Raw genomic sequence first — 17,685 nt, forward strand, 5'->3', positions numbered from 1 at the left:
GGGGTCGGCTACCAGCTCACCACCAGCCGGCTCAGGCCGTAGAAGACGTGGGACGGGCGGAACACCACCCCGTCCGGCTCGATCCGCAGGTCGGGGAAGCGGCGCAGCAGCGCGGGCAGCCCGATCCTCAGTTCCATCCGCGCCAGCGGCGCGCCGATGCAGTGGTGCACGCCGTGGCCGAACGCGAGGTGCCCCACGGCACCGCGTCCGATGTCCAGCTCGTCGGGGCGCTCGACGGCGGTCGGGTCCCGGTTGGCCGCCGGCAGCGACAGCAGCACCAGGTCACCGGCCGGGATGCGGACGCCGCCGAACTCGGTGTCCGCGCGGACCAGCCGTGGCACCCCGGCCTGCACCACGCTCAGCCAGCGCAGCAGCTCCTCGACGGCCGGGGTGACCGCGGCCGGGTCGTCGCGTACCCGGGCGAGTTGCGCCGGGTGGCGCAGCAGGGCCAGGGTGCCCAGGGCGAGCATGTTGGCGGTCGTCTCGTGGCCGGCGAGCAGCAGGAAGTTGGCCAGGCCGGCGAGTTCGGCGTGGGTGAGGTCGTGGCCGTGTTCGCGGATCAGCATGCCGATCATATCGTCGCCGGGCGCGAGCCGGGCGCGCCGCACCAGGTCCGACATGTAGTCGCGCAGCCCGCGACCCACCCGTAACCGTTCCCGCACCGGCACCGAGACGTCGATGAGCCGGCTCGTCTGCGCGTTGAAGTCGGCCCGGTCGGCGGCCGGCACGCCGAGCAGTTCGCAGATCACCAGGGAGGGCACGGGCAGGGCGTACCCGGTGACGAGGTCCACCGGTGACCCCCTGCCCGCCAGCTCGGCCAGTTGCCGGTCGACGATGCGCCGCACCCGGGGTTCCAGGGCACGCATCCGGCGCAGCGTGAACTCCGCCGTCAGGGTCCGGCGGAGCCGGGTGTGCTCCGGCGGGTCCACGCCGAGCAGGTTGCCGAAGCGCAGCGGTGCGCGTTCGTCGTCGGTGAGGTCGTCCAGGCCGGGCAGCGGTGGCATGTCCGACGGGTCGTTGCTGAACCGCGCCGGGTCGGCCAGCACGGTGCGTACGTCGTCGTGCCGGGTCAGCAACCAGGCGGTCAGGCCGAACGGGGTGGTGACCCGTTCGACGAGCCCGGCGTCGCGCAGCCGGCCGAGGTCGGGCGTCGGGGTGAAGCCGTCGCGGCGGAGGTAGACGGGGACCTCCGGCGCGCTGGCGGGGATCGTCACCGGGTCCTCTGCAACACGGTGTCCGCCATCTCCGCGAGACGCCGTCTGGCCAGGTCGGTGACGTCGCTGGCGTCGAGCGCCGCCAGCGCGCGTTCCCCGCACGTCGCTATCCGCGTCTCGACCCGGGCCACCGCGCCGACGTCGACGAGGATGGTCCGCACCCGGTCGAGTTCGTCGTCGGTGAGGTCGGTGCCGATCTTCGTCCGCAGGTAGTGCGCCGCCGCGGCGTCGCGGGCGTCGGCGAGGGTGAGGGCGGTGGCCAGCAGCACGGTCCGCTTGCCCTCGCGGAGGTCGTCACCGCACGGCTTGCCCGTCACCGCGGGGTCGCCGAAGACCCCGAGCAGATCGTCGCGGAGCTGGAACGCGATGCCGACGTCGACGCCGTACGCACCGTAGGCCGCGGTGAGCGCGGGGTCGGCGCCCGCGACGGCCCCGCCGAACTGCAACGGGCGCTGCACCGTGTACGACGCCGTCTTGTACCGGTCGACCCGCAGCGCCGACTCGACGTCCTCGTCGTCGCTGGCCTGGTTGATCAGGTCGAGCAGTTGGCCGTACATCACCTCGGCGCGCGCCGCCGACCACACGGGTCCGATCCGGGTCCGCGCGTCCGCCGGCAGCCCGGAGTCGGCCACCAGCGCGTCGGCCCAGATCAGGGCCAGGTCGCCGAGCACGATCGCGGTGCCCAGGCCGAACGCGGCGGGGTCGCCGGAGAAGCGGCGGGCGCGGTGCCGCTCGGCGAACGCCACGTGCGCCGAGGGACGGCCGCGACGGGTCGGGGAGGCGTCGATGATGTCGTCGTGGATCAGCCCGGCGGCGTGCAGCAGTTCGAACGCCGCGCTGGCCCGCAGCACCGCGTGCGCCCGTGGGCCGCCCGGATCGCCGCCGGCGCCGAGCCAGCCCAGCCAGACGAAGACCGGCCGGACCCGTTTGCCGCCGCACAGCACGAAGCTCTCCAGTTCGGCGACGGTCGCCGCGAGGTCCGGGCCGAACGCTTCGGCCTCGCCCCGGCGGCCGGCGAAGAAGTCGCCGAGGGTGGCGTCGATGGCCGCCACGTCCACGGCTCCGGTGGCCCGGGTGACGGTCATGCCCCGCTCCCCCGTTCCCCGTCGGACGCCGGGGCGGTGGGCGGCGTCACCGCGCGGGGTCCAGGGTCACCCGCAGGGATCGGGGGGCCCGGGTGAGCATCCCCTCCTCGACGGGCACGAACCCGTCCCGATAGCGGAGCACGGGGAAGCGTCGCAGCACGGCGGGGATGCCGATCGCCGCCTCCGCGCGCGCCAGCATCGCCCCGACGCAGAAGTGCCGTCCGGCGCCGAACGAGAGGTGGCTGCTGCCCGCGTTGAACGCCGTGTTCACGTCGATCTCGGTGCGGTGCAGGTCGAACCGCTCGGAGTCGACGAACTCGTCCTCGTCCCGGTTGGCCGCGCCGATCAGGCAGAACATCGTCGCCCCCGCGGGGACGTCGACCCCGGAGATCTCGCGCGTGACGAGCAGTCGACGCAGCAGGATGTGCGTGGGCGGGTTGAGGCGCAGGGACTCCGCGAAGGCCCGCAGCGACAGGTCGGGGTCCGCCCGGACGTCGTCCAACTGGTCGGGGTGGTCGAGCAGGTTGCGGAAGGTGGAGGCCAGGCCCCGTTCGGTGGTCTCGCCGCCGGCGGCGAGCAGGAGGCTGCAGAAGTCCAGGATCTCGCGGTCGGTGAGCGTCGCGTCGTTGATGGTGGCCGTGCACATCGACGAGATCAGGTCGACGCCCGGTGCCGCCCGCCGCTGGTCGATGACCTCCTGGAGGTACTTGTCCAGTTCGCGCTTGGCCCGCAGTCCGGCTTCGGCGACGTCGGGGTCCTGCGTGTAGTTGCCGACGTAGTCCGCGGCGGCCCGGTACCACACCTGGAACATGGTGTAGTCCTGCCGGGGCAGGTCCATGATCCCCATGATCACCCGGATCGGGAGCAGGGCGCAGTAGTCCCGCACCAGGTCCGGGTCCGCTCGGGTGGCGAGTTCGTCGAGCAACTCGTCGGCCGCCTCCGTGATGACCTCGCCGTACGAGGCCAGTGGCCGGCCCCGGAAGGACGGCGAGACCAGGCGGCGGTGCCGTCCGTGCTCGGCGCCGTCCATCTCCAGGATGCTGCGGCCCACGAGTTCGCGCACGGCGGCGTAGGTGGCGGTCGAGTAGTCCTCGTGGGTCAGGGCCTCCCGCACGTCGGCGGCGCGACTGATGATCCAGCCCAGCCTCGGGTCGTGGTGGATCGGGAAGTCGTTGCGCATCGTGCGGTAGATCGGGTAGGGGTCCCGCGCGAACTCCGGGGACAGGAGATCGGGTGGAGCGGCGTTCACCATCGCGTCCATTCCTCCTTGCTGTGGCGGTCGGCGCCTCGAACGCCAGGGTTCAGTTGTCGGCGTAGAACTGGCCGGCCCAGTGCCGGAACTTGCCGATCGGGCCGTCGCCCTTGACCAGTCGGGGGTGTTCCAGGTAGGTCTTCGTCGACCAGATCGGCACGTCGCGGGTCGCCTCGGGCGAGACGATGAGCAGCGCCGCCCGGGTGAGCACCCGGGACAGGGTCGCGGTCGCCAGGCCGGTGACCGCCGAGCCCTGTCGCGTCCGTGTGGCGGAGATGCTGGTGGCGAAGCGGAACTCGATCCGCCACGGTGCGATCGGGGTGGCCATGGCCCACATCCGGGCCCGCAGGCCCAGTTGGGGAACCTCGGCGTTCACCAGGATGTAGCCGAGGCCCGAGACGCTGGTCCGGTACTCGACGCTCCTGGTGCCGATCAGGGGGAACCGCTGCTTCCAGCGGTACCGGGCGTGCAGGTGTGGCCCCTCGAAGCTGATCGGCTCGACGACCTCGATGCCGTAGAACTTGTGGAAGACCGCCAGGTGGCCGATGTCGACCGCGTTCTCCGCGACGTCCTGCGGGTGTCCGGGCAGGACGTGGCAGCGGACGGCGGTCAGCGGGAAGCCCTGCCGGCTCAGCGCCGGTGGTTCCCACGACGGCGGGGCGCCCTTCGGGGAGAACCAGACGAACACCAGCCCCCCTCGTTCGCACACGGGCCACTGCCCCAGGCGGGCGGCGGGCGGCGTCCGGTCGGCGTAGCCAGTGCGGACGCACGTTCCGTCCGCGGCGAACGCGAAGCCGTGGAAGCCGCACACGAGCGCCTCCCCGGCCACCCGTCCGGCGGTCCCGAGGTGGGCGCCCAGGTGCGGGCAGTAGGGGTCGGTGGCCCGTACGACGCCTCGTCGGGTGCGGTGCACGACGACGTCGCGGCCGGCGATCCGGCGGGTGACCACCGGGGTCCTGCGTAGCTGGGCGGTGGTTCCGACGCAGAACCAGCCCTCGGGGTACGGCAGTGGTGCCCCGATCGCCTCGTCGGCCGGGGTCGGACCGCGTTTCACGTTACGGTTGTCGATCATGGCACGTCGGGTCTCCTCGGGCCGTGGGCGGCCGCCGGTCCGCTGTCGCGCGGCCGGCGGGCAAGAAAACGCAGCAGGGTGCTGCCGCACCCGACGTCCGGGGGCGCCAGGTCGTCCAGGGTGGAGTGCAGCCGGGCTCGCTGGGAGTCGCTCAGGCCGTGGAAGACCTCGGGGCCGTACCGCGACCACCACCGGCTGGCGGACATGCCGTCCAGGGTCCGCTCGCGCCGCGAGGTCTGCGCCGCGACGACGGTGAACCCCGCCTCGGCCAGGCCGGTCAGGTAGGTCTGCGGGGGTCGTAGCCGCCAGCGGGTCGGCGTCGGCGGGCCGGGGATGCCCGCCTGCTCCCACGCCCGCAGCAGCAGTTCCCGAAGCTCCGCGAGGCTGCCCACGACCGGCGCCTCGGCCACGAACCTCCCGCCCGGAGCGAGGGTTGCGAACACCGCGCCGAACAGCCGGGTCGGTGCCGCGATCCAGTGCAGGACCGAGTTGCAGAACACGGCGTCGTACGTCGCGTCCGGGGTCAGCGCTTCGGCGTCGCCCAGGTCGAAACGGATGCCGGGATGCCGGCGGCGGGCCTCGGCGATCATCGACCCGGAGACGTCGAGGCCATGGACGGTCGCGCCCCGGTGGGCGATCTGGGCCGTGACGGTCCCCGTCCCACACCCCAGGTCGAGGATGTGTTCCCCGGTGTGCGGGGCGAGGAGGTCGACGAGGCTCTCGCCGGAGCTGACGACGTGCCCGTACCGGGCGTCGTAGGTGCCGCCGCGCCAGTGGAAGGTCGCGGGCAGCTGGTCCGCCGGGGTCACGGCTGGCCGGCCCTCTCCAGGAAGTTGGGTTGGTCCTCGCCGGTACGCAGGTGCTCGCTGCGGTACCGCTCGTTGCCGTACGACCAGTCGACGTTCCCCCGGATCCAGGACTCCATCGCCGCGACGTAGCGCGACACCTGGTGGGCCTGTTCGGCGGTGAACTCGCCGGAGGAGGCGAAGAACGCCAGGGCAGCCCTGCTCGCGGCGACGAAGTCGGCGCACCGGCCCCGGAGCATGCCGGCCACCTCGTCGGCCGCCTCCTGCATCGAGCCGCCGCGGGTGCGCTGGACCACCAGCACGATGTTGTTCACGTTGCCCTCGCGCTTCTCGGCCTCGACGGAGAAGACGTCGTTGGCCCACAGCACCAGGTCCGCCGTGTTGTCCAGTAGTTGCTGGATCCTCGGGTGGGCGTGGACGTCGTCGGTGAGTTCGATGCCCAGCCCGATCTCCGACAGGTCCATGCTCGGTCGCATGCCCCCGAACCGTCGGCGGGTCCGGACGTACGTCGGAAGGTCCGGGGCGACGCCGCGACGTCGGTTATGCGATTCCCAGTGGCACCCTTCGAGATAGTCGGTCAGGTGGCGGACGAAGCGTCGACGCCAGGTGAGCGAGCTGCGGGCGGTGAGCCGGTCCCAGATGTCACGGATGGCCGACTCGATGGGGTTGCCGGACCGGACGGCGGTCCCGGGCGGGGTGAGCGGGAACCAGCTGATCGTCTCGTGGATCAGGGCGACGAAGCGCTCGTCGCCCTGGGCGTCGGGAATCCGCTCCAGGTAGTCGTCGAAGATCGCCCAGACGGCCATCCAGTCGGTGATGACGCACAGCTCCTCCAGTGGAGCGAACGGATAGGCGTGGGCGACCAGTTCCCCGAACCTGGTCCGGTCGTAATGGAACTTCGCCTCCTGCGACCGGAGCAGGCCGAACTTCCGCAGGTACTCGCGTACGTGTGCCTCGGCCTCGTCCACGTGCGGGTTCTGCCGCTCGGGGAAGGGCACGGAGAGATCGGGAACGGTGAACGTCATGAACACGGCCTCCGGCGGGAAGGGATTTCTGGCTGTGCCGGTGTCAACTAATTGCTCGTGCCGGACGTCGACCGGCCCATCGCACTCGGCCGTCGGAGCGGAGCACCCAGGGGTGTGGAAAAAGGGATGGCGGGCCCGCGTTGGCCCGCTGAATACGCCCGACGCCGCAGCCAGCCTAGGAGTGGCACCGCGGGGATGGCAAGGCCGTTCTCAGCGGAAAGTCAACAAGAAACTACTCAATGTCACCGATCCGACCCGGGGCGACCCGGCCCGAACCCGGACACCGCAGGTCAGGAAATCGATCTTTTCCCCTGTTCACGCACATACGGTGAACCACGGTCGTGAAACACGTCCCAACATGCGGATGGATCGACGCGTGTCCGACCGCAGCGGTGGCGGCGACCCACCGGCCCGTCCCCCGCGACGCGCCACCGGCCCGGCGGCGGCTGCGTGTCGAATGCGCGACAGGGCCGGGGCCGACATATTCTTCGCCGGCCAGAATAGGCCGGTGAATCCCCGGCCGAATACGGCGCCGGCGACACCGCGGGGTGACGCCGGTGGATGCCGATCGGCACGATCACGAAACAGAATCCCGGTCGGTCCCCCGGCTCGTGAACCGAAGATCCGCCGATCCACCCCGCACCGCCGGCCCGGTGGCACAACCGCTGGCCGGCGGACGTACGCGACGGTCCCCGGACGCGGTGTCGGCGGCGCGGTCACCGATCGCGCCCCCACGGTCGCGCCGACCGCCGCTACCATCCTCTGTGGAAGATCGGGTTCGTCCGTAAAGTGATTTGCCTTGCCTCTTAAGGCTATATGCATAAAGAATGACGGTATGGCGGATAATGCGCAGCTTCGGCGGGAGCTCGGGCTGAGAGAAGCGGTCTCCCTCGGGGTCGGCGGCACCATCGGCGGGGGGATCTTCGTCCTGGTCGGCACCACGGTGGGCGAGGCCGGCCCGGCCGCGCCGCTCGCCTTCGTCCTCGCGTTCGCCGCCGCCGTGCTCATCGCGCTGCCCTACGCCGAGCTGGCCAGCCGGTTCCCGCGCGCCGGCGGTGGCTACGCCTTCGTCCGGGCCGCCCTCGGCCCCCACCTCTCCTTCCTGATGGGCTGGGGGTTCTGGGGCTCCTACGTCTTCATGAGCGGCTTCATCACCCTCGGCTTCGGCGGCTACCTGCACAGCCTGACCGGCCTGCCGCAACCGATCGGCGCGCTGGTGGTGATCGCCGCGAGCACGGCCGTCAACGTCGCCGGCATGCGCCTGGCCGGGCTGGCCCAGAGCCTCGTGGTGGGACTGACCGCGGTCGCCCTGCTCGGTTTCGGCGCGGTCGGGCTCCCGCACGTCGACCTGGACCGGTTCACCCCGTTCGCCCCGCACGGCGTCGGCGGTGTGGTGACGGCGGCGCTGTTCGCCTTCCTCGCGTACGCGGGGTTCGACATGATCGCCGCCGCCGGTGAGGAGATCAAGGACCCGGAACGGACGCTGCCCAAGGCCATCCTGCTCACCCTGCTCGCCGTGCTCGGCGTGTACCTGCTGATCTCCGTCGTCTCGGTCGGGGTGGTCTCGGCCGGCACCCTCGGCCACTCGCCCGCGCCGCTGGCCACCGCGGCCGAGGCGTTCGCGGGCCCGACCGGGCAACGGCTGGTCGCGGTGGTCGCGGTCTTCACCACGGCGGCGACGAGCAACGCGGTGCTGGTGGTGATGTCCCGGATCGCCTTCGCGATGGCCCGCGACGGCCTGCTCCCCCGCCAGCTCAGCAGGGTCGGCGGCCGGACCGGCACGCCCTGGGCGGCCGTGCTGTTCAGCAGCGGTGTGCTCGCGGTGGTCGCGCTGGCCGTGTCGGTGCCGGTCGCCGCGGCGATCGGCGGCTTCCTCTACGTGGTGCACTTCATGCTGCCGCTGGTCGCGCTGGTGGTGCTGCGCCGCCGGACGCAGGCCGTCCCCGGCTTCCGGACCCCGCTGGCCCGGGTGGTCATCCCGTTGGCCTTCCTGATCTGCGCGGTCTTCCTGGTTGCCAGCGGCCCCACCGGCATCCTCGGCGCGTCGGCCTGGCTGGCCGTCGGCTTCGCCGGATACCTGCTCGGCGGGCGGTCCCGTCGGCGCGGGTCCGCCCCGACCGTGCCGGCCGCCCCGACGCCCGCGGTCACCGCCGGCGGACCGGCCGGCGGTGGCACGGCGGGCTGACGGCACCGGGTGTCCGGGGCCGTCACGACCCGTCGCCGCGCAGCTCCACCCGCTGGCCGGCGCCGGCGGCCACCGCCCGCCGGTAGACCGCGAATCCGGTGACGACGTCCTGCGCCGCCAGGCCGAGCGACTTGAACAGGGTGATCTCCCCGGTGCTGGACCGGCCGGGGTGGTCGCCGCCGAGGACCTCACCGACCTCGGCCCGGACCGCCTCGATCCGGAAGTGACCCTCCCGGGCCGCGAGCAGCAGGTCACCGGCCTCGGCGCGGGCCGACTCGCGGCTGTCCACGAAGACCGCGCAGCGTCCCACCAGGTCACCGGCGAGTTCCCGGCGGTGGGCGAAGGAGGAGCCCACGGCGTTGATGTGCGTCCCGGCGGCCACCGGCGCGGCCGGCAGCACCGGTTCGGCGGCGGCGGTCACCGTGCAGATCACGTCGGCGTCGGCCACCGCAGCCGGTACGGTGCCGGCGACCGTGACGTCCAGGTCCAGTTGGTCGCGGGCCCAGTCGGCGAGGGCGTGCGCCGACGCCGGGCGGTGGTTCCAGACCCGTACCTCCTTGACCTGGCGCACGACACCCACCGCCCGCAGGTGGCTGCGGGCCTGCACCCCGGCGCCGAGCACCGCCAGCACGGTGGCGTCGGGGCGGGCCAGGGCGTCGGTGGCCGCGGCGGACGCGGCCGCGGTGCGGATCGCGGTCAGCGCGGCGGCGTCGACCAGCGCCGCCGGCAGCCCGGTGTCCGGGTCGAAGACCAGCACCAGACCCACGTGCACGGGCAGACCGCGCGCGGCGTTGTCCGGTTTGATCAGCACGGTCTTCAGCCCGTACCCGGCGTACGGCTCCGCCGTGGTCGCGGGGTCGGGGGCGGCGACGTGCGCCGGCATGACCGCGAGCACCTCCCCGCCGGGGCTGCGCACCATGTGCCGCACCGGTTGCACCACCCGTCCGCCGCTGTACCTGCGGAACGTGTCCCGCATCAGGTCCACCGCGTCGGCCATCGGCAGCAGCCGACGCACCGTCTCGCCGTCGATCACGATCATGGGTTCGTCCCGTCCGTCGCGGTGGTCGCCGCCAGTTCCGTGGTCACCGCCGTCACCAGGTCCTCCGGCCGGTCCTGGAAGAAGAAGTGGCCGCCGTCGAAGAGCCGCAGGCCACGGAAGTCGGCGCTGTGCTGCTTCCACTCGGCCAGCCCCTCGGGCGGGGTGACCCGGTCGTCGATCCCGCCGAAGGCCGCCACCGGGCACGGCAGCGGCCCGTCCGGCCGGTACCGGTAGGAGCGGCAGAGCTGGAAGTCGGCGCGCAGGATGGGCAGCGTCAGCCGGAGCATCTGCGGATCGTCGAGCATCTCCGGCGGTACGCCACCCAGGGTGCGCAGCGTGGCGCAGAAGTCCTCGTCGGTGTCCGCCGGATCGGGCATCACCCCGGGCGCGGCACCGGCCACCGGCCAGGAGGCCGCCGCGAACAACGCCGGGGGCGGCAGTCCGGCCCGCTGCCGCAGCCGGATCAGCAGGTAGCCGAGCATCGCGCCCATGCTGTGGCCGAAGATGGCGTACCCGCCGGGCGGTTCCGCGGCGAGCGGCCCGGCCAACGCGTCGGCCAACGCCTCGGCCCCCTGGTGGCAGTCGGTGAACGACGGCTCCCGGTGCCGCCCCTGCCGGCCCGGCAGGCGTACGGCACGCAGTTCCACCCAGTCCGGCAGCAGGGTCGCCCAGCGGCGGAACATCGAGGCGCCGCCGCCGGCGCAGGGCAGGCAGTACAGCCGCACCGCCGCCGCCGGGCGGGGTTGGTAGGTCAGGTACCAGGTGGGGCCGGGCATGCCGGAGATCCCTTCCGCTCGGTGCGGTCCGACGACGGGACGGTCAGCACAGCGAGTTGCCGATCATTTCCTTCATCACCTCGGTGGTGCCGCCGTAGATCGTCTGCACCCGGGTGTCGACGAACGCCCGCGCCACCGGGAACTCGGTGGTGAAGCCGTAGCCGCCGTGCAGCTGCAGGCAGCGGTCCACCACCCGCTGGCACAGTTCGGTGTTCCACCACTTCGCCATGGCCGCCGACTCGGTGGTCAACCGGCCGGCGGCGAACTCGGTGACACACCGGTCGGTGAACGACCGGGCCACGGCCAGCGCGGTCGCCAGTTCGGCGAGCAGGAACCGGTTGTGCTGGTGCCGCCCGACGGACTGGCCGAAGACCTGCCGCTGGCGGGTGTAGCCCAGCGTCTCCTCGAACACCCGCTCGGCGGCGGCCAGCGCGGCCACCGCGATCCACATGCGTTCCTGACGCAGGTGGCGCAGCAGGTAGCCGGTGGCCCGGCCCTCCCGGCCGAGCAGGTTCGCCACCGGCACCGGCACGTCGTGGAAGTACAGCTCCACGGTGTCCAGCGCCTTCATGCCGAGCTTGCCGATCCGGCGGCCCCGCTCGAAGCCCGGCATGTCCCGTTCCACCACCAGCATGCTGAGCCCGGCGTCGCCGGTGCGGGCCACGACCAGCAGCAGGTCGGCGAGGTGGCCGTTGGAGATGAACGTCTTCTGCCCGTTGAGCAGGTAGTGGTCCCCCCGCCGGACGGCGGTGCTGCGGATGTTGCCCAGGTCGCTGCCGGCCTCCGGCTCGGTGATGGCGATCGCCCCGATCAACTCGCCCGCGCAGAAGCCGGGCAGCCAGCGTCGGCGCTGCTCGGCCGTGGCGAGGGTGCGCAGGTACGGGCCGACGATCTCGTTGTGCAACGGCAGGGCGGGGGCGTGCACGCCGGCCCGCGCCAGCTCCTCGGAGAGCACCACGTGGAACCGGTAGTCGGGGTTGCCGCCGCCGCCGTACTCCGGGTCGACGTCGATGCCGAGCAGCCCGTGCCGGCCCGCGCGCAGCCACACCTCGCGGTCGGTCAGCCCGTCGGACTCCCAGCGCGGGTAGTTCGGCAGGATCTCCTTGTCGATGAAGGTGCGGACCAGGTCGCGGTAGGCGCGGTGGTCGTCGTCGAAGATGTCCCGGGGCGGCGCCGAGGTGATCACGACGAGACCGCGGCGGCGGGTACGGTCCAGGCCGGCAGCAGGTCCCGCAGCCGGTTCATCATGGCCTGGCAGTACGCGGCGTTGTGGTCGATGCTGCGGTGCCGGGGGTAGGGCATCTTGCGTCGTCCGACGTGGTCGACCCGCAGCCGCACCGGGTCGGCGTCGCCGGTGTCCAGCGCGAGCCCGGCCGCCGCCCAGGCCGGCAGCTCCACGTCCAGGTGGTAGCGGCCCTGCCCGACGATGCGCAGGTGCTCCAACGGCACCGAGGGTGCCACCACCGGCTCCCGGTAGACGTAGGGCCGGCCGACGAGGTCCAGCTCGAAGGCCGCCCGCAGGGTCGGCTCGTCGAGCCAGCCCTGTGCGCCGGCGAAGTCGGCGAGCAGCGCGTCCATCTCCGCGCGGTGTTCGTGCAGCACCAGGTGCAGCGCCTTGCCGATGTTGTTGATGTCGTAGTTGCCCAGCCCGGCCACCGACTCGGCGAAGAACGCGCAGACCGGGTCGTCGACGCGCCGTTGGAAGTAGGCGGCCGCGGCGGCGAGGAAGTCCCGGTAGCCGCACCGGCCGGTGCGGTCCAGTTCCCGGGCCAGGTGGAAGGCCGCCCGGCCGTTGTAGAGGCTCACCACCGCGTAGTAGAACCAGGCGCCCTCGCGGAACTCCTCCGGGGTCACCCACCGGGTGCCGACCACCACGTCGGCCTCGGCCACCTCGTCGTCCACCCGGACGGTGATCACGCCCAGCTCGTCGCGGCGCTGGTACATCGGGGTGTTGTGCAGCAGCAGCTGGGGGTACGTCACGATCGCGTCCGCGCCCGAGCGGCAGAGCCGGGCGATGCCGTCGCGGAAGGAGTCAAGCGTCTCCCCGGGCAGCGGCCAGATCAGCTCGGTGTACGAGCTGATCCCCTTGTCGTGCAGCTTCTGCTGGAGTTCCACGTAGGTGGACTCCTTGATGTTGGCCCGCTCCACGATCCGCAGGGTGTCCTGGCTGACGGTCTGCAACGAGACCGGCTGGCTGGCCAGCAGGCCGCCCTCGACCAGGATCTCGGTGATCTCGGTGACCCGGTCCGGTCGGTTCTTCGCCGCCTGCATCGAGATCATCAACGGGTAGCCGTGCTCCTGCTTGCCCCGCACCAGATGCCGGGTCAGCTCGACGTCGCGGGGCAGCGCACCCCAGTTGGCGTCCGCGATGAAGATGCTCTCCACCCCGTTGCGGCTGATCCAGCTCAGGTCCCGCAGCACCCGGTCGAGGTCCCAACGGTGCACCTTGTCGTTGGTGGCCGCACCCCAGTAGCAGTAGGTGCACCGGAACGGGCAGCCCCGGTTCGTCTCCACCACCGCGAAGGTGTACTCGCCGCCGTCGAAGATGCCCGCCTCGTACGGCGAGGGGATCTCGTTGAGGTCGGTGAACCGGGGCGGCTTGTCGGTGGTGACCAGTTCCCCGTCCCGCCAGAAGCTGACGCCGGGCACGGCATCGAAGTCGGGCCGGTCGCGCAGCAGTTCCCGCAGGTACGCGGCGAACGTCCGCTCCCCCTCCCCGTTGCAGACCAGCACGTTCTCCAGGTGCGCCGGCACGTACTCCGGGGCGTGGTTCATCACCTGGGGCCCGCCGAGGATGTACTGCGCGTCGGGGCGTTCGGCCAGCAGCCGGTCGAGCAGGTCCCGCATCCGGCGCATGTTCCACAGGTAGCAGCTCAGCGCGTACACGTCGGCCCGCTGCGCCAGCAGGTCGGCGGCCAACTCGTCGAGGGGGTCGGTGACCGGCCGGGCGTGGATGCGGAACGCGTAGCCGGCGGCGACCGCCGGGTCCTGCTGCGCGTACGCCTGCAGGTAGCCCGACGTCAGCGGCAGGCTGTTCGGGTAGAGCGGCAGCTCCACTAGGGCCACCGTGCGCACCCCGGCCCGACTGGGGACATCCGTCGTGGTCACACCGTTCGCGGTCACCGCGTCCTCCGGTCCGGTCCGCCGCGCTGCTGGAGCGCGTCCGCCAACTCGTGCAGGATCTCGTGTTCGAACAGGTCCTCGGCCCCGAAGTGCAGGCCGCGTTCCCGGGCCCGCGCGGCGACCCGCATGGCCTGCAACGAGTCACCGCCCAGGTCGAAGAAGCTGTCCTCGCGGTCCACCGCGTCGATGTCGAGCGTCTCCCGCCACAGCTCGGCCAGCAGCTGCTCCACCGGGCTGAGCGCGGACGGGCCGGCCGGCGCGGTCCCCGGCGGGTCCGCGGCCGGGACGGGCAGCGGTCGCCGGCTCAGCTCCCCCCGGGCCACCTTGCCGTGCGGGGTCAGCGGGACGGCGTCGAGGCAGCCGAACAGGTGCGGCACCATGAACGGCGGGAGGACCCGGCCGAGTTCCTCGCGGAGCCGGTCGGCGCGGGGCGGTCGCGCCGGATCGGCGGGTACGACGTACCCGATCAGCCGGTCGGCCGTGCCGTCGCCCGGCGAACCGGGCCGGACGACCACGGCGGCGTCGCGGACCTCGGGCAACGCCCGCAGCGCCACCTCGATCTCGCCCAGCTCGATCCGGAAGCCCCGCACCTTGACCTGGTCGTCGGCCCGCCCGACGAAGGCCAGGTCGCCGCCGGGCAGCCGACGGACCAGGTCCCCGGTGGCGTACATCCGGCCCGGCGGCCCGGTGAACGGGTCGGGCCGGAACCGTTGCCCGGTCAGCTCCGGCCGGCCGAGGTAGCCCCGGGCCACGCCCGTGCCGCCGAGGTACAACTCACCCACGGCACCGGCGGGCACGGGACGTTCCCGCTCGTCCAGCACGTACGCGCGGACGTTGGCCAGCGGACGGCCGATCGGCGGGGCGACGTCGTGCGGGTCGGCCGGGTCCATCTCCCCGCAGGTGGCGAGCATCGTGGTCTCGGTCGGGCCGTAGACGTTGTGCAGCCGGAACGGCAGCCCGGCCGGCGGGTAGCGGTGCAGCTTCTCGCCGCCGAGCAGCAGGTGCCGCAGCCGGGTCCGGTCGGCCGGCCAGGGGTAGGTGAACAGTTCCCGGGCCAGCACGGTGGTCAGGAAGCAGACCGTGATGCCCCGCTCCACCAGCCAGTCGCCGAACTCCGTCGGCGAGTCCAGTCGCCGGCGGTCCACCAGGTGCAGGGTGCCGCCGTTGGCGAGGCAGGGCCACACCTCCAGGCCCCAGCCGTCGAAGGAGGGCCGGGCCAGTTGCGGCATCCGGTCGCCGGGGCGGACTTCGAAGGTCTCCCGGTACCAGTCGACCAGGTTGGCCACCCCGTCGTGCGGCACCAGCACCGCCTTGGGTCGACCGGTGGAGCCGGAGGTGAAGGTGACGTAGCAGACGTCCTCGGCGGACGCGACCGGCGACGTCCCGGGGTCCGGGGTCGACGTGCCGGGGTCGGCGGGCGGCGTCAGCAGCGTCTCGACGGTGACCACCCGGGTGTCCGGTGGGACGTCCTCGGGCAGCGCCGCCCCGGGCCCGGTGACCAGCACCCGGCAGTCGGCGTCGGCCAGCATCGTGGCCAGGCGGGCGGGCGGTTCGTCCCGGTCCAGGCCGACGTACCCGCCGCCGGCGAGCAGCACCCCCAGGGCGCAGGTCACCAGTTCCGGCGACCGGTCCAGCAGCAGCCCCACCAGGTCGCCCCGGTCCACCCCGTACCCCTGAAGGGTGGTGGCGACCCGGGTGGCGGCGGCCGACAACTCGGCGTAGCTCAGCGTGCGGTCACCGGCGACGACGGCCGGCTGGTCGGGCTGGCGGTCGGCCCACCGGCGGACCCGCTCGGCCACGGTGCTGCGGTCGGGACGGGCCACCGCGGTGCGGTTGGCGTCCTCGGTGACCGCCCGCAGCTCGTCGGCGTCGAGGAGGGTCAGGTCGACCACCTGCCGGTCCGGGTCCACGGCGGCCTCCCGCAGGAGGGTGGCCAGGTGCCGGGCGAGTTGGCCGGCCGGCACCCGGGGCCACTGCGCGCCGACCAGCACGACCCGGGCCCCGGCCGATCGGCCCGGACCGGTGACGACCGCGACCGGTTCCGGGGCACCGGGGCCCGGCGGTTCCGCCACGACCGGTCCGGCGGTGCGTCTGGTCGACTCGATCGTCTTCACCAGCGCGCCGAACCTGTCCTGCGGATCGACCGGGAACGTGACCGGGTGGGCCGGGGACGTCGCGCCGGTGTCCGGTTCCCGGAGCGCCACCGTGATCTCGGTACGGCGGGTGTACCGCATCAGCAGCGTGCCGACGGCCGCCACCAGCACGTCGGTCCCGCTGCCGCCGAGCCGTGCGGCAAGCGCCGCGATGTGCCGCTGCGGGTCGCCGTCCAGGTCCAGCGCTCCCGCCGGGGCGTCCGGGTCCGCCGGGGCGTCCGGGTCGGCCGTGGGCCCGGCAGGGGGTGGCGTCATGTCGTCTCCTCGTGTCCACGATGCGGGCAGCCGCGTACCGGCTGTTCATGCAGGTAGTGACGCGCACGAGCAATTGCGGGGCACCCGTCGGAATACGGTGGCCCGCCCGCGCCGATATTGCGCGTCGAAACGTCCGAGCAATTGGAGATCGATACTTTTCCGGCCGCCAGGGGCTGCACGGATACCGCAGCTGACGATTGCGGCGACGGATCAGGCGACGATTATCTCAGGGTGGTCGCCACGACTGTGGACGTCTGCCATGCCATTGCCCACACGCCTGACGGCCTGACCACACACGCGCAGGTCACCGCTCGGGATGTTATCCCGCGGTCGCCATCGACGATGGACCCTTGTTGCCCCCCGTAACTGTGTCCCATCCTCGCTGCCTGCGCCGGTCGCGTCGTTGCGGTGGACGCACGTCTGACGTAACACCGGCCCTCACGGACCGTTTGGAATGTATAACAACGCGCAGCGGGACCGCAAGCATCAATGGGACGACAGCGAAAGCCCGATCGGACGTCATACCAACTGCCGAGACATATCTAGATCAATTGTCGTTGATCAATAAATGCGATCTTCCTGGCACCCGCAATGAGCGGGGCGGACGCGGCCGACGACGGCTACTGGACACGGAGCTGCCCATCGGGCAGGGCCGGTCCGCACGGCTCGGGATCGCCGCCACCGGTCGGCACGGACACCGCCGGTCGACCTCCGGCGCGGAAGCCCCCGGTCCGGACGCGACCCGGACGGCCGGCGACGCGGTGGGACGCATGGTGGGCGGTCACGGCGCGGCAGCACCTACCCTGCACTCATGTCGATCGCCGACTCCGCCCTGGCCATTCACGCGGCACAGGCCGGTGCCGCGATTGTCCGTTCCTGTCACGGTTCCGCGCTGGCACGTTTCGACAAGGGCGGCGGTGATTTCGCCACCGCCGCCGACCTCGAGGCCGAGCAGGCCATCATCGACGTCCTGCGTACCGCGCGACCCGACGATGCCGTGCTGGGCGAGGAGAGCGGACACACCGGCCCGGCGGACAACGGCCGCACCTGGCTCGTCGATCCCCTGTGCGGAACGCTGAACTTCGCCGTACGGAACATGCTGGTCGCGGTCAACGTGGTCCTGCGGGTGGGGACCGCCGTCACCGTGGCCGCCTCGGCGGACCCGTTCACCGGTGAGGTGTTCTGGACCGACGGCGACGCCGCGTACCTGCGCAACGACGGGGAGGACCAACGACTCGTCCCGTCGGCGGACTCCGGCCTGGTCGACGTCAATCTCGACCCGCCGTTTCCGAACCGGGACGTGTTCCTGGCCGCCCGGATGCTCGCCGACGACGGCTTCATCGACCGGTTCCGGCCCCGGGTGGTCTCCACCACCCTGGCCGTGGCCTGGGTCGCCGCCGGACGGCGGGCCGCGTACGTCACGGACGGCCACCTGCGCGACAGCGTCCACTTCGGTGCCGGCATCGCCCTGTGCCGGGCGGCCGGCTGCGTCGTCACCGGGCTCGACGGTGGACCGCTGCACACCGGCACCGGAGGGCTCGTCGCGGCCGCCGACCGCCAGACCCACACCGCCCTGCTGACCCTCATCCGTCGCCAGCGCCACCCCTAGCGCGACGTCGCGCACCGGACTTTCCGGTCCGCGGACCGACATCGACGGCGACCCGAATACGGACGTCGCGTCGTGGCCCCGGTGATAGGCT

13 protein-coding genes are annotated in these 17,685 nt (G+C 72.6%); 2 read left to right on the plus strand and 11 right to left on the minus strand.

The features are described 5' to 3' along the window. Window positions 1-8: 8 nt before the first annotated feature. The 6 genes from B5D80_RS22620 to B5D80_RS33450 are packed head-to-tail and all read right to left on the minus strand — an operon-like array spanning window position 9 to window position 6,454. Window positions 9-1,214, minus strand: coding sequence for a cytochrome P450 (locus tag B5D80_RS22620; RefSeq protein WP_211291613.1), 1,206 nt, complete (start codon window positions 1,212-1,214; stop codon window positions 9-11). After that, entirely contained in the window at window positions 1,211-2,299 is a 1,089-nt protein-coding gene (locus B5D80_RS22625; protein ID WP_088645936.1) for a polyprenyl synthetase family protein, read from the minus strand. The genes B5D80_RS22620 and B5D80_RS22625 overlap by 4 nt, the downstream gene beginning before the upstream one ends. Window positions 2,300-2,345: 46 nt before the next feature. Beyond that, window positions 2,346-3,560 carry a cytochrome P450 gene (locus tag B5D80_RS22630; protein WP_088645937.1) on the minus strand — a complete coding sequence of 405 codons (1,215 nt, stop codon included), beginning with the start codon at window positions 3,558-3,560 and terminating at the stop codon, window positions 2,346-2,348. A 40-nt stretch (window positions 3,561-3,600) separates the two neighbouring features. Beyond that, the gene (locus B5D80_RS22635) at window positions 3,601-4,623 is read right to left on the minus strand and encodes a Rieske 2Fe-2S domain-containing protein (protein ID WP_088645938.1); all 1,023 of its coding nucleotides are present in this window, start codon (window positions 4,621-4,623) and stop codon (window positions 3,601-3,603) included. Next, complete coding sequence (locus B5D80_RS22640; protein ID WP_158224225.1) at window positions 4,620-5,432, minus strand: class I SAM-dependent methyltransferase; 813 nt, start codon at window positions 5,430-5,432, stop codon at window positions 4,620-4,622. The genes B5D80_RS22635 and B5D80_RS22640 overlap by 4 nt, the downstream gene beginning before the upstream one ends. Next, complete coding sequence (locus tag B5D80_RS33450; RefSeq protein ID WP_158224226.1) at window positions 5,429-6,454, minus strand: terpene synthase family protein; 1,026 nt, start codon at window positions 6,452-6,454, stop codon at window positions 5,429-5,431. The genes B5D80_RS22640 and B5D80_RS33450 overlap by 4 nt, the downstream gene beginning before the upstream one ends. Window positions 6,455-7,289: 835 nt before the next feature. On the opposite strand from B5D80_RS33450, the gene B5D80_RS22645 reads away from it, so the two are divergent. Beyond that, complete coding sequence (locus B5D80_RS22645) at window positions 7,290-8,639, plus strand: APC family permease (RefSeq protein ID WP_088645939.1); 1,350 nt, start codon at window positions 7,290-7,292, stop codon at window positions 8,637-8,639. Window positions 8,640-8,661: 22 nt separating this feature from the next. Here the strand turns inward: B5D80_RS22645 and B5D80_RS22650 are convergent, their stop codons facing one another. From B5D80_RS22650 to B5D80_RS22670, 5 genes are read right to left on the minus strand one after another with little or no spacing between them, the layout of a single operon-like run. Beyond that, entirely contained in the window at window positions 8,662-9,678 is a 1,017-nt protein-coding gene (locus B5D80_RS22650; protein WP_088645940.1) for an ornithine cyclodeaminase family protein, read from the minus strand. Next, window positions 9,675-10,454, minus strand: a complete 780-nt coding sequence (locus B5D80_RS22655; RefSeq protein ID WP_088645941.1) for a thioesterase II family protein — start codon at window positions 10,452-10,454, stop codon at window positions 9,675-9,677. The genes B5D80_RS22650 and B5D80_RS22655 overlap by 4 nt, the downstream gene beginning before the upstream one ends. 43 nt (window positions 10,455-10,497) lie before the next feature. Then, window positions 10,498-11,640 (minus strand): acyl-CoA dehydrogenase family protein, encoded by a 1,143-nt coding sequence (locus tag B5D80_RS22660; RefSeq protein WP_211291614.1) that lies wholly within the window; start codon window positions 11,638-11,640, stop codon window positions 10,498-10,500. Next, window positions 11,637-13,577, minus strand: coding sequence for a B12-binding domain-containing radical SAM protein (locus tag B5D80_RS22665; protein WP_088645942.1), 1,941 nt, complete (start codon window positions 13,575-13,577; stop codon window positions 11,637-11,639). Before B5D80_RS22665 ends, B5D80_RS22660 begins: the two co-directional genes overlap by 4 nt. Further along, entirely contained in the window at window positions 13,574-15,985 is a 2,412-nt protein-coding gene (locus B5D80_RS22670) for a non-ribosomal peptide synthetase (protein WP_088645943.1), read from the minus strand. Before B5D80_RS22670 ends, B5D80_RS22665 begins: the two co-directional genes overlap by 4 nt. Window positions 15,986-16,796: 811 nt before the next feature. On the opposite strand from B5D80_RS22670, the gene B5D80_RS22675 reads away from it, so the two are divergent. Beyond that, a complete protein-coding gene (locus B5D80_RS22675) occupies window positions 16,797-17,594 on the plus strand; it encodes an inositol monophosphatase family protein (RefSeq protein ID WP_088645944.1) in 798 nt (265 codons plus the stop codon). The last annotated feature ends 91 nt before the right edge of the window (window positions 17,595-17,685 follow it).

This window comes from Micromonospora wenchangensis (assembly GCF_002210435.1).
In the GTDB taxonomy this organism is placed as follows: domain Bacteria; phylum Actinomycetota; class Actinomycetes; order Mycobacteriales; family Micromonosporaceae; genus Micromonospora; species Micromonospora wenchangensis.

Excerpts from the sequence above, each read along its gene's own strand:
- B5D80_RS22625 (WP_088645936.1), bottom strand. The coding sequence starts at position 2,299 with ATGACCGTCACCCGGGCCACCGGAGCCGTGGACGTGGCGGCCATCGAC.
- B5D80_RS22655 (WP_088645941.1), bottom strand. The coding sequence starts at position 10,454 with ATGCCCGGCCCCACCTGGTACCTGACCTACCAACCCCGCCCGGCGGCG.
- B5D80_RS33450 (WP_158224226.1), bottom strand. The coding sequence starts at position 6,454 with ATGACGTTCACCGTTCCCGATCTCTCCGTGCCCTTCCCCGAGCGGCAG.
- B5D80_RS22635 (WP_088645938.1), bottom strand. The coding sequence starts at position 4,623 with ATGATCGACAACCGTAACGTGAAACGCGGTCCGACCCCGGCCGACGAG.
- B5D80_RS22645 (WP_088645939.1), top strand. The coding sequence starts at position 7,290 with ATGGCGGATAATGCGCAGCTTCGGCGGGAGCTCGGGCTGAGAGAAGCG.
- B5D80_RS22670 (WP_088645943.1), bottom strand. The coding sequence starts at position 15,985 with ATGACGCCACCCCCTGCCGGGCCCACGGCCGACCCGGACGCCCCGGCG.
- B5D80_RS22630 (WP_088645937.1), bottom strand. The coding sequence starts at position 3,560 with ATGGACGCGATGGTGAACGCCGCTCCACCCGATCTCCTGTCCCCGGAG.
- B5D80_RS22675 (WP_088645944.1), top strand. The coding sequence starts at position 16,797 with ATGTCGATCGCCGACTCCGCCCTGGCCATTCACGCGGCACAGGCCGGT.
- B5D80_RS22650 (WP_088645940.1), bottom strand. The coding sequence starts at position 9,678 with ATGATCGTGATCGACGGCGAGACGGTGCGTCGGCTGCTGCCGATGGCC.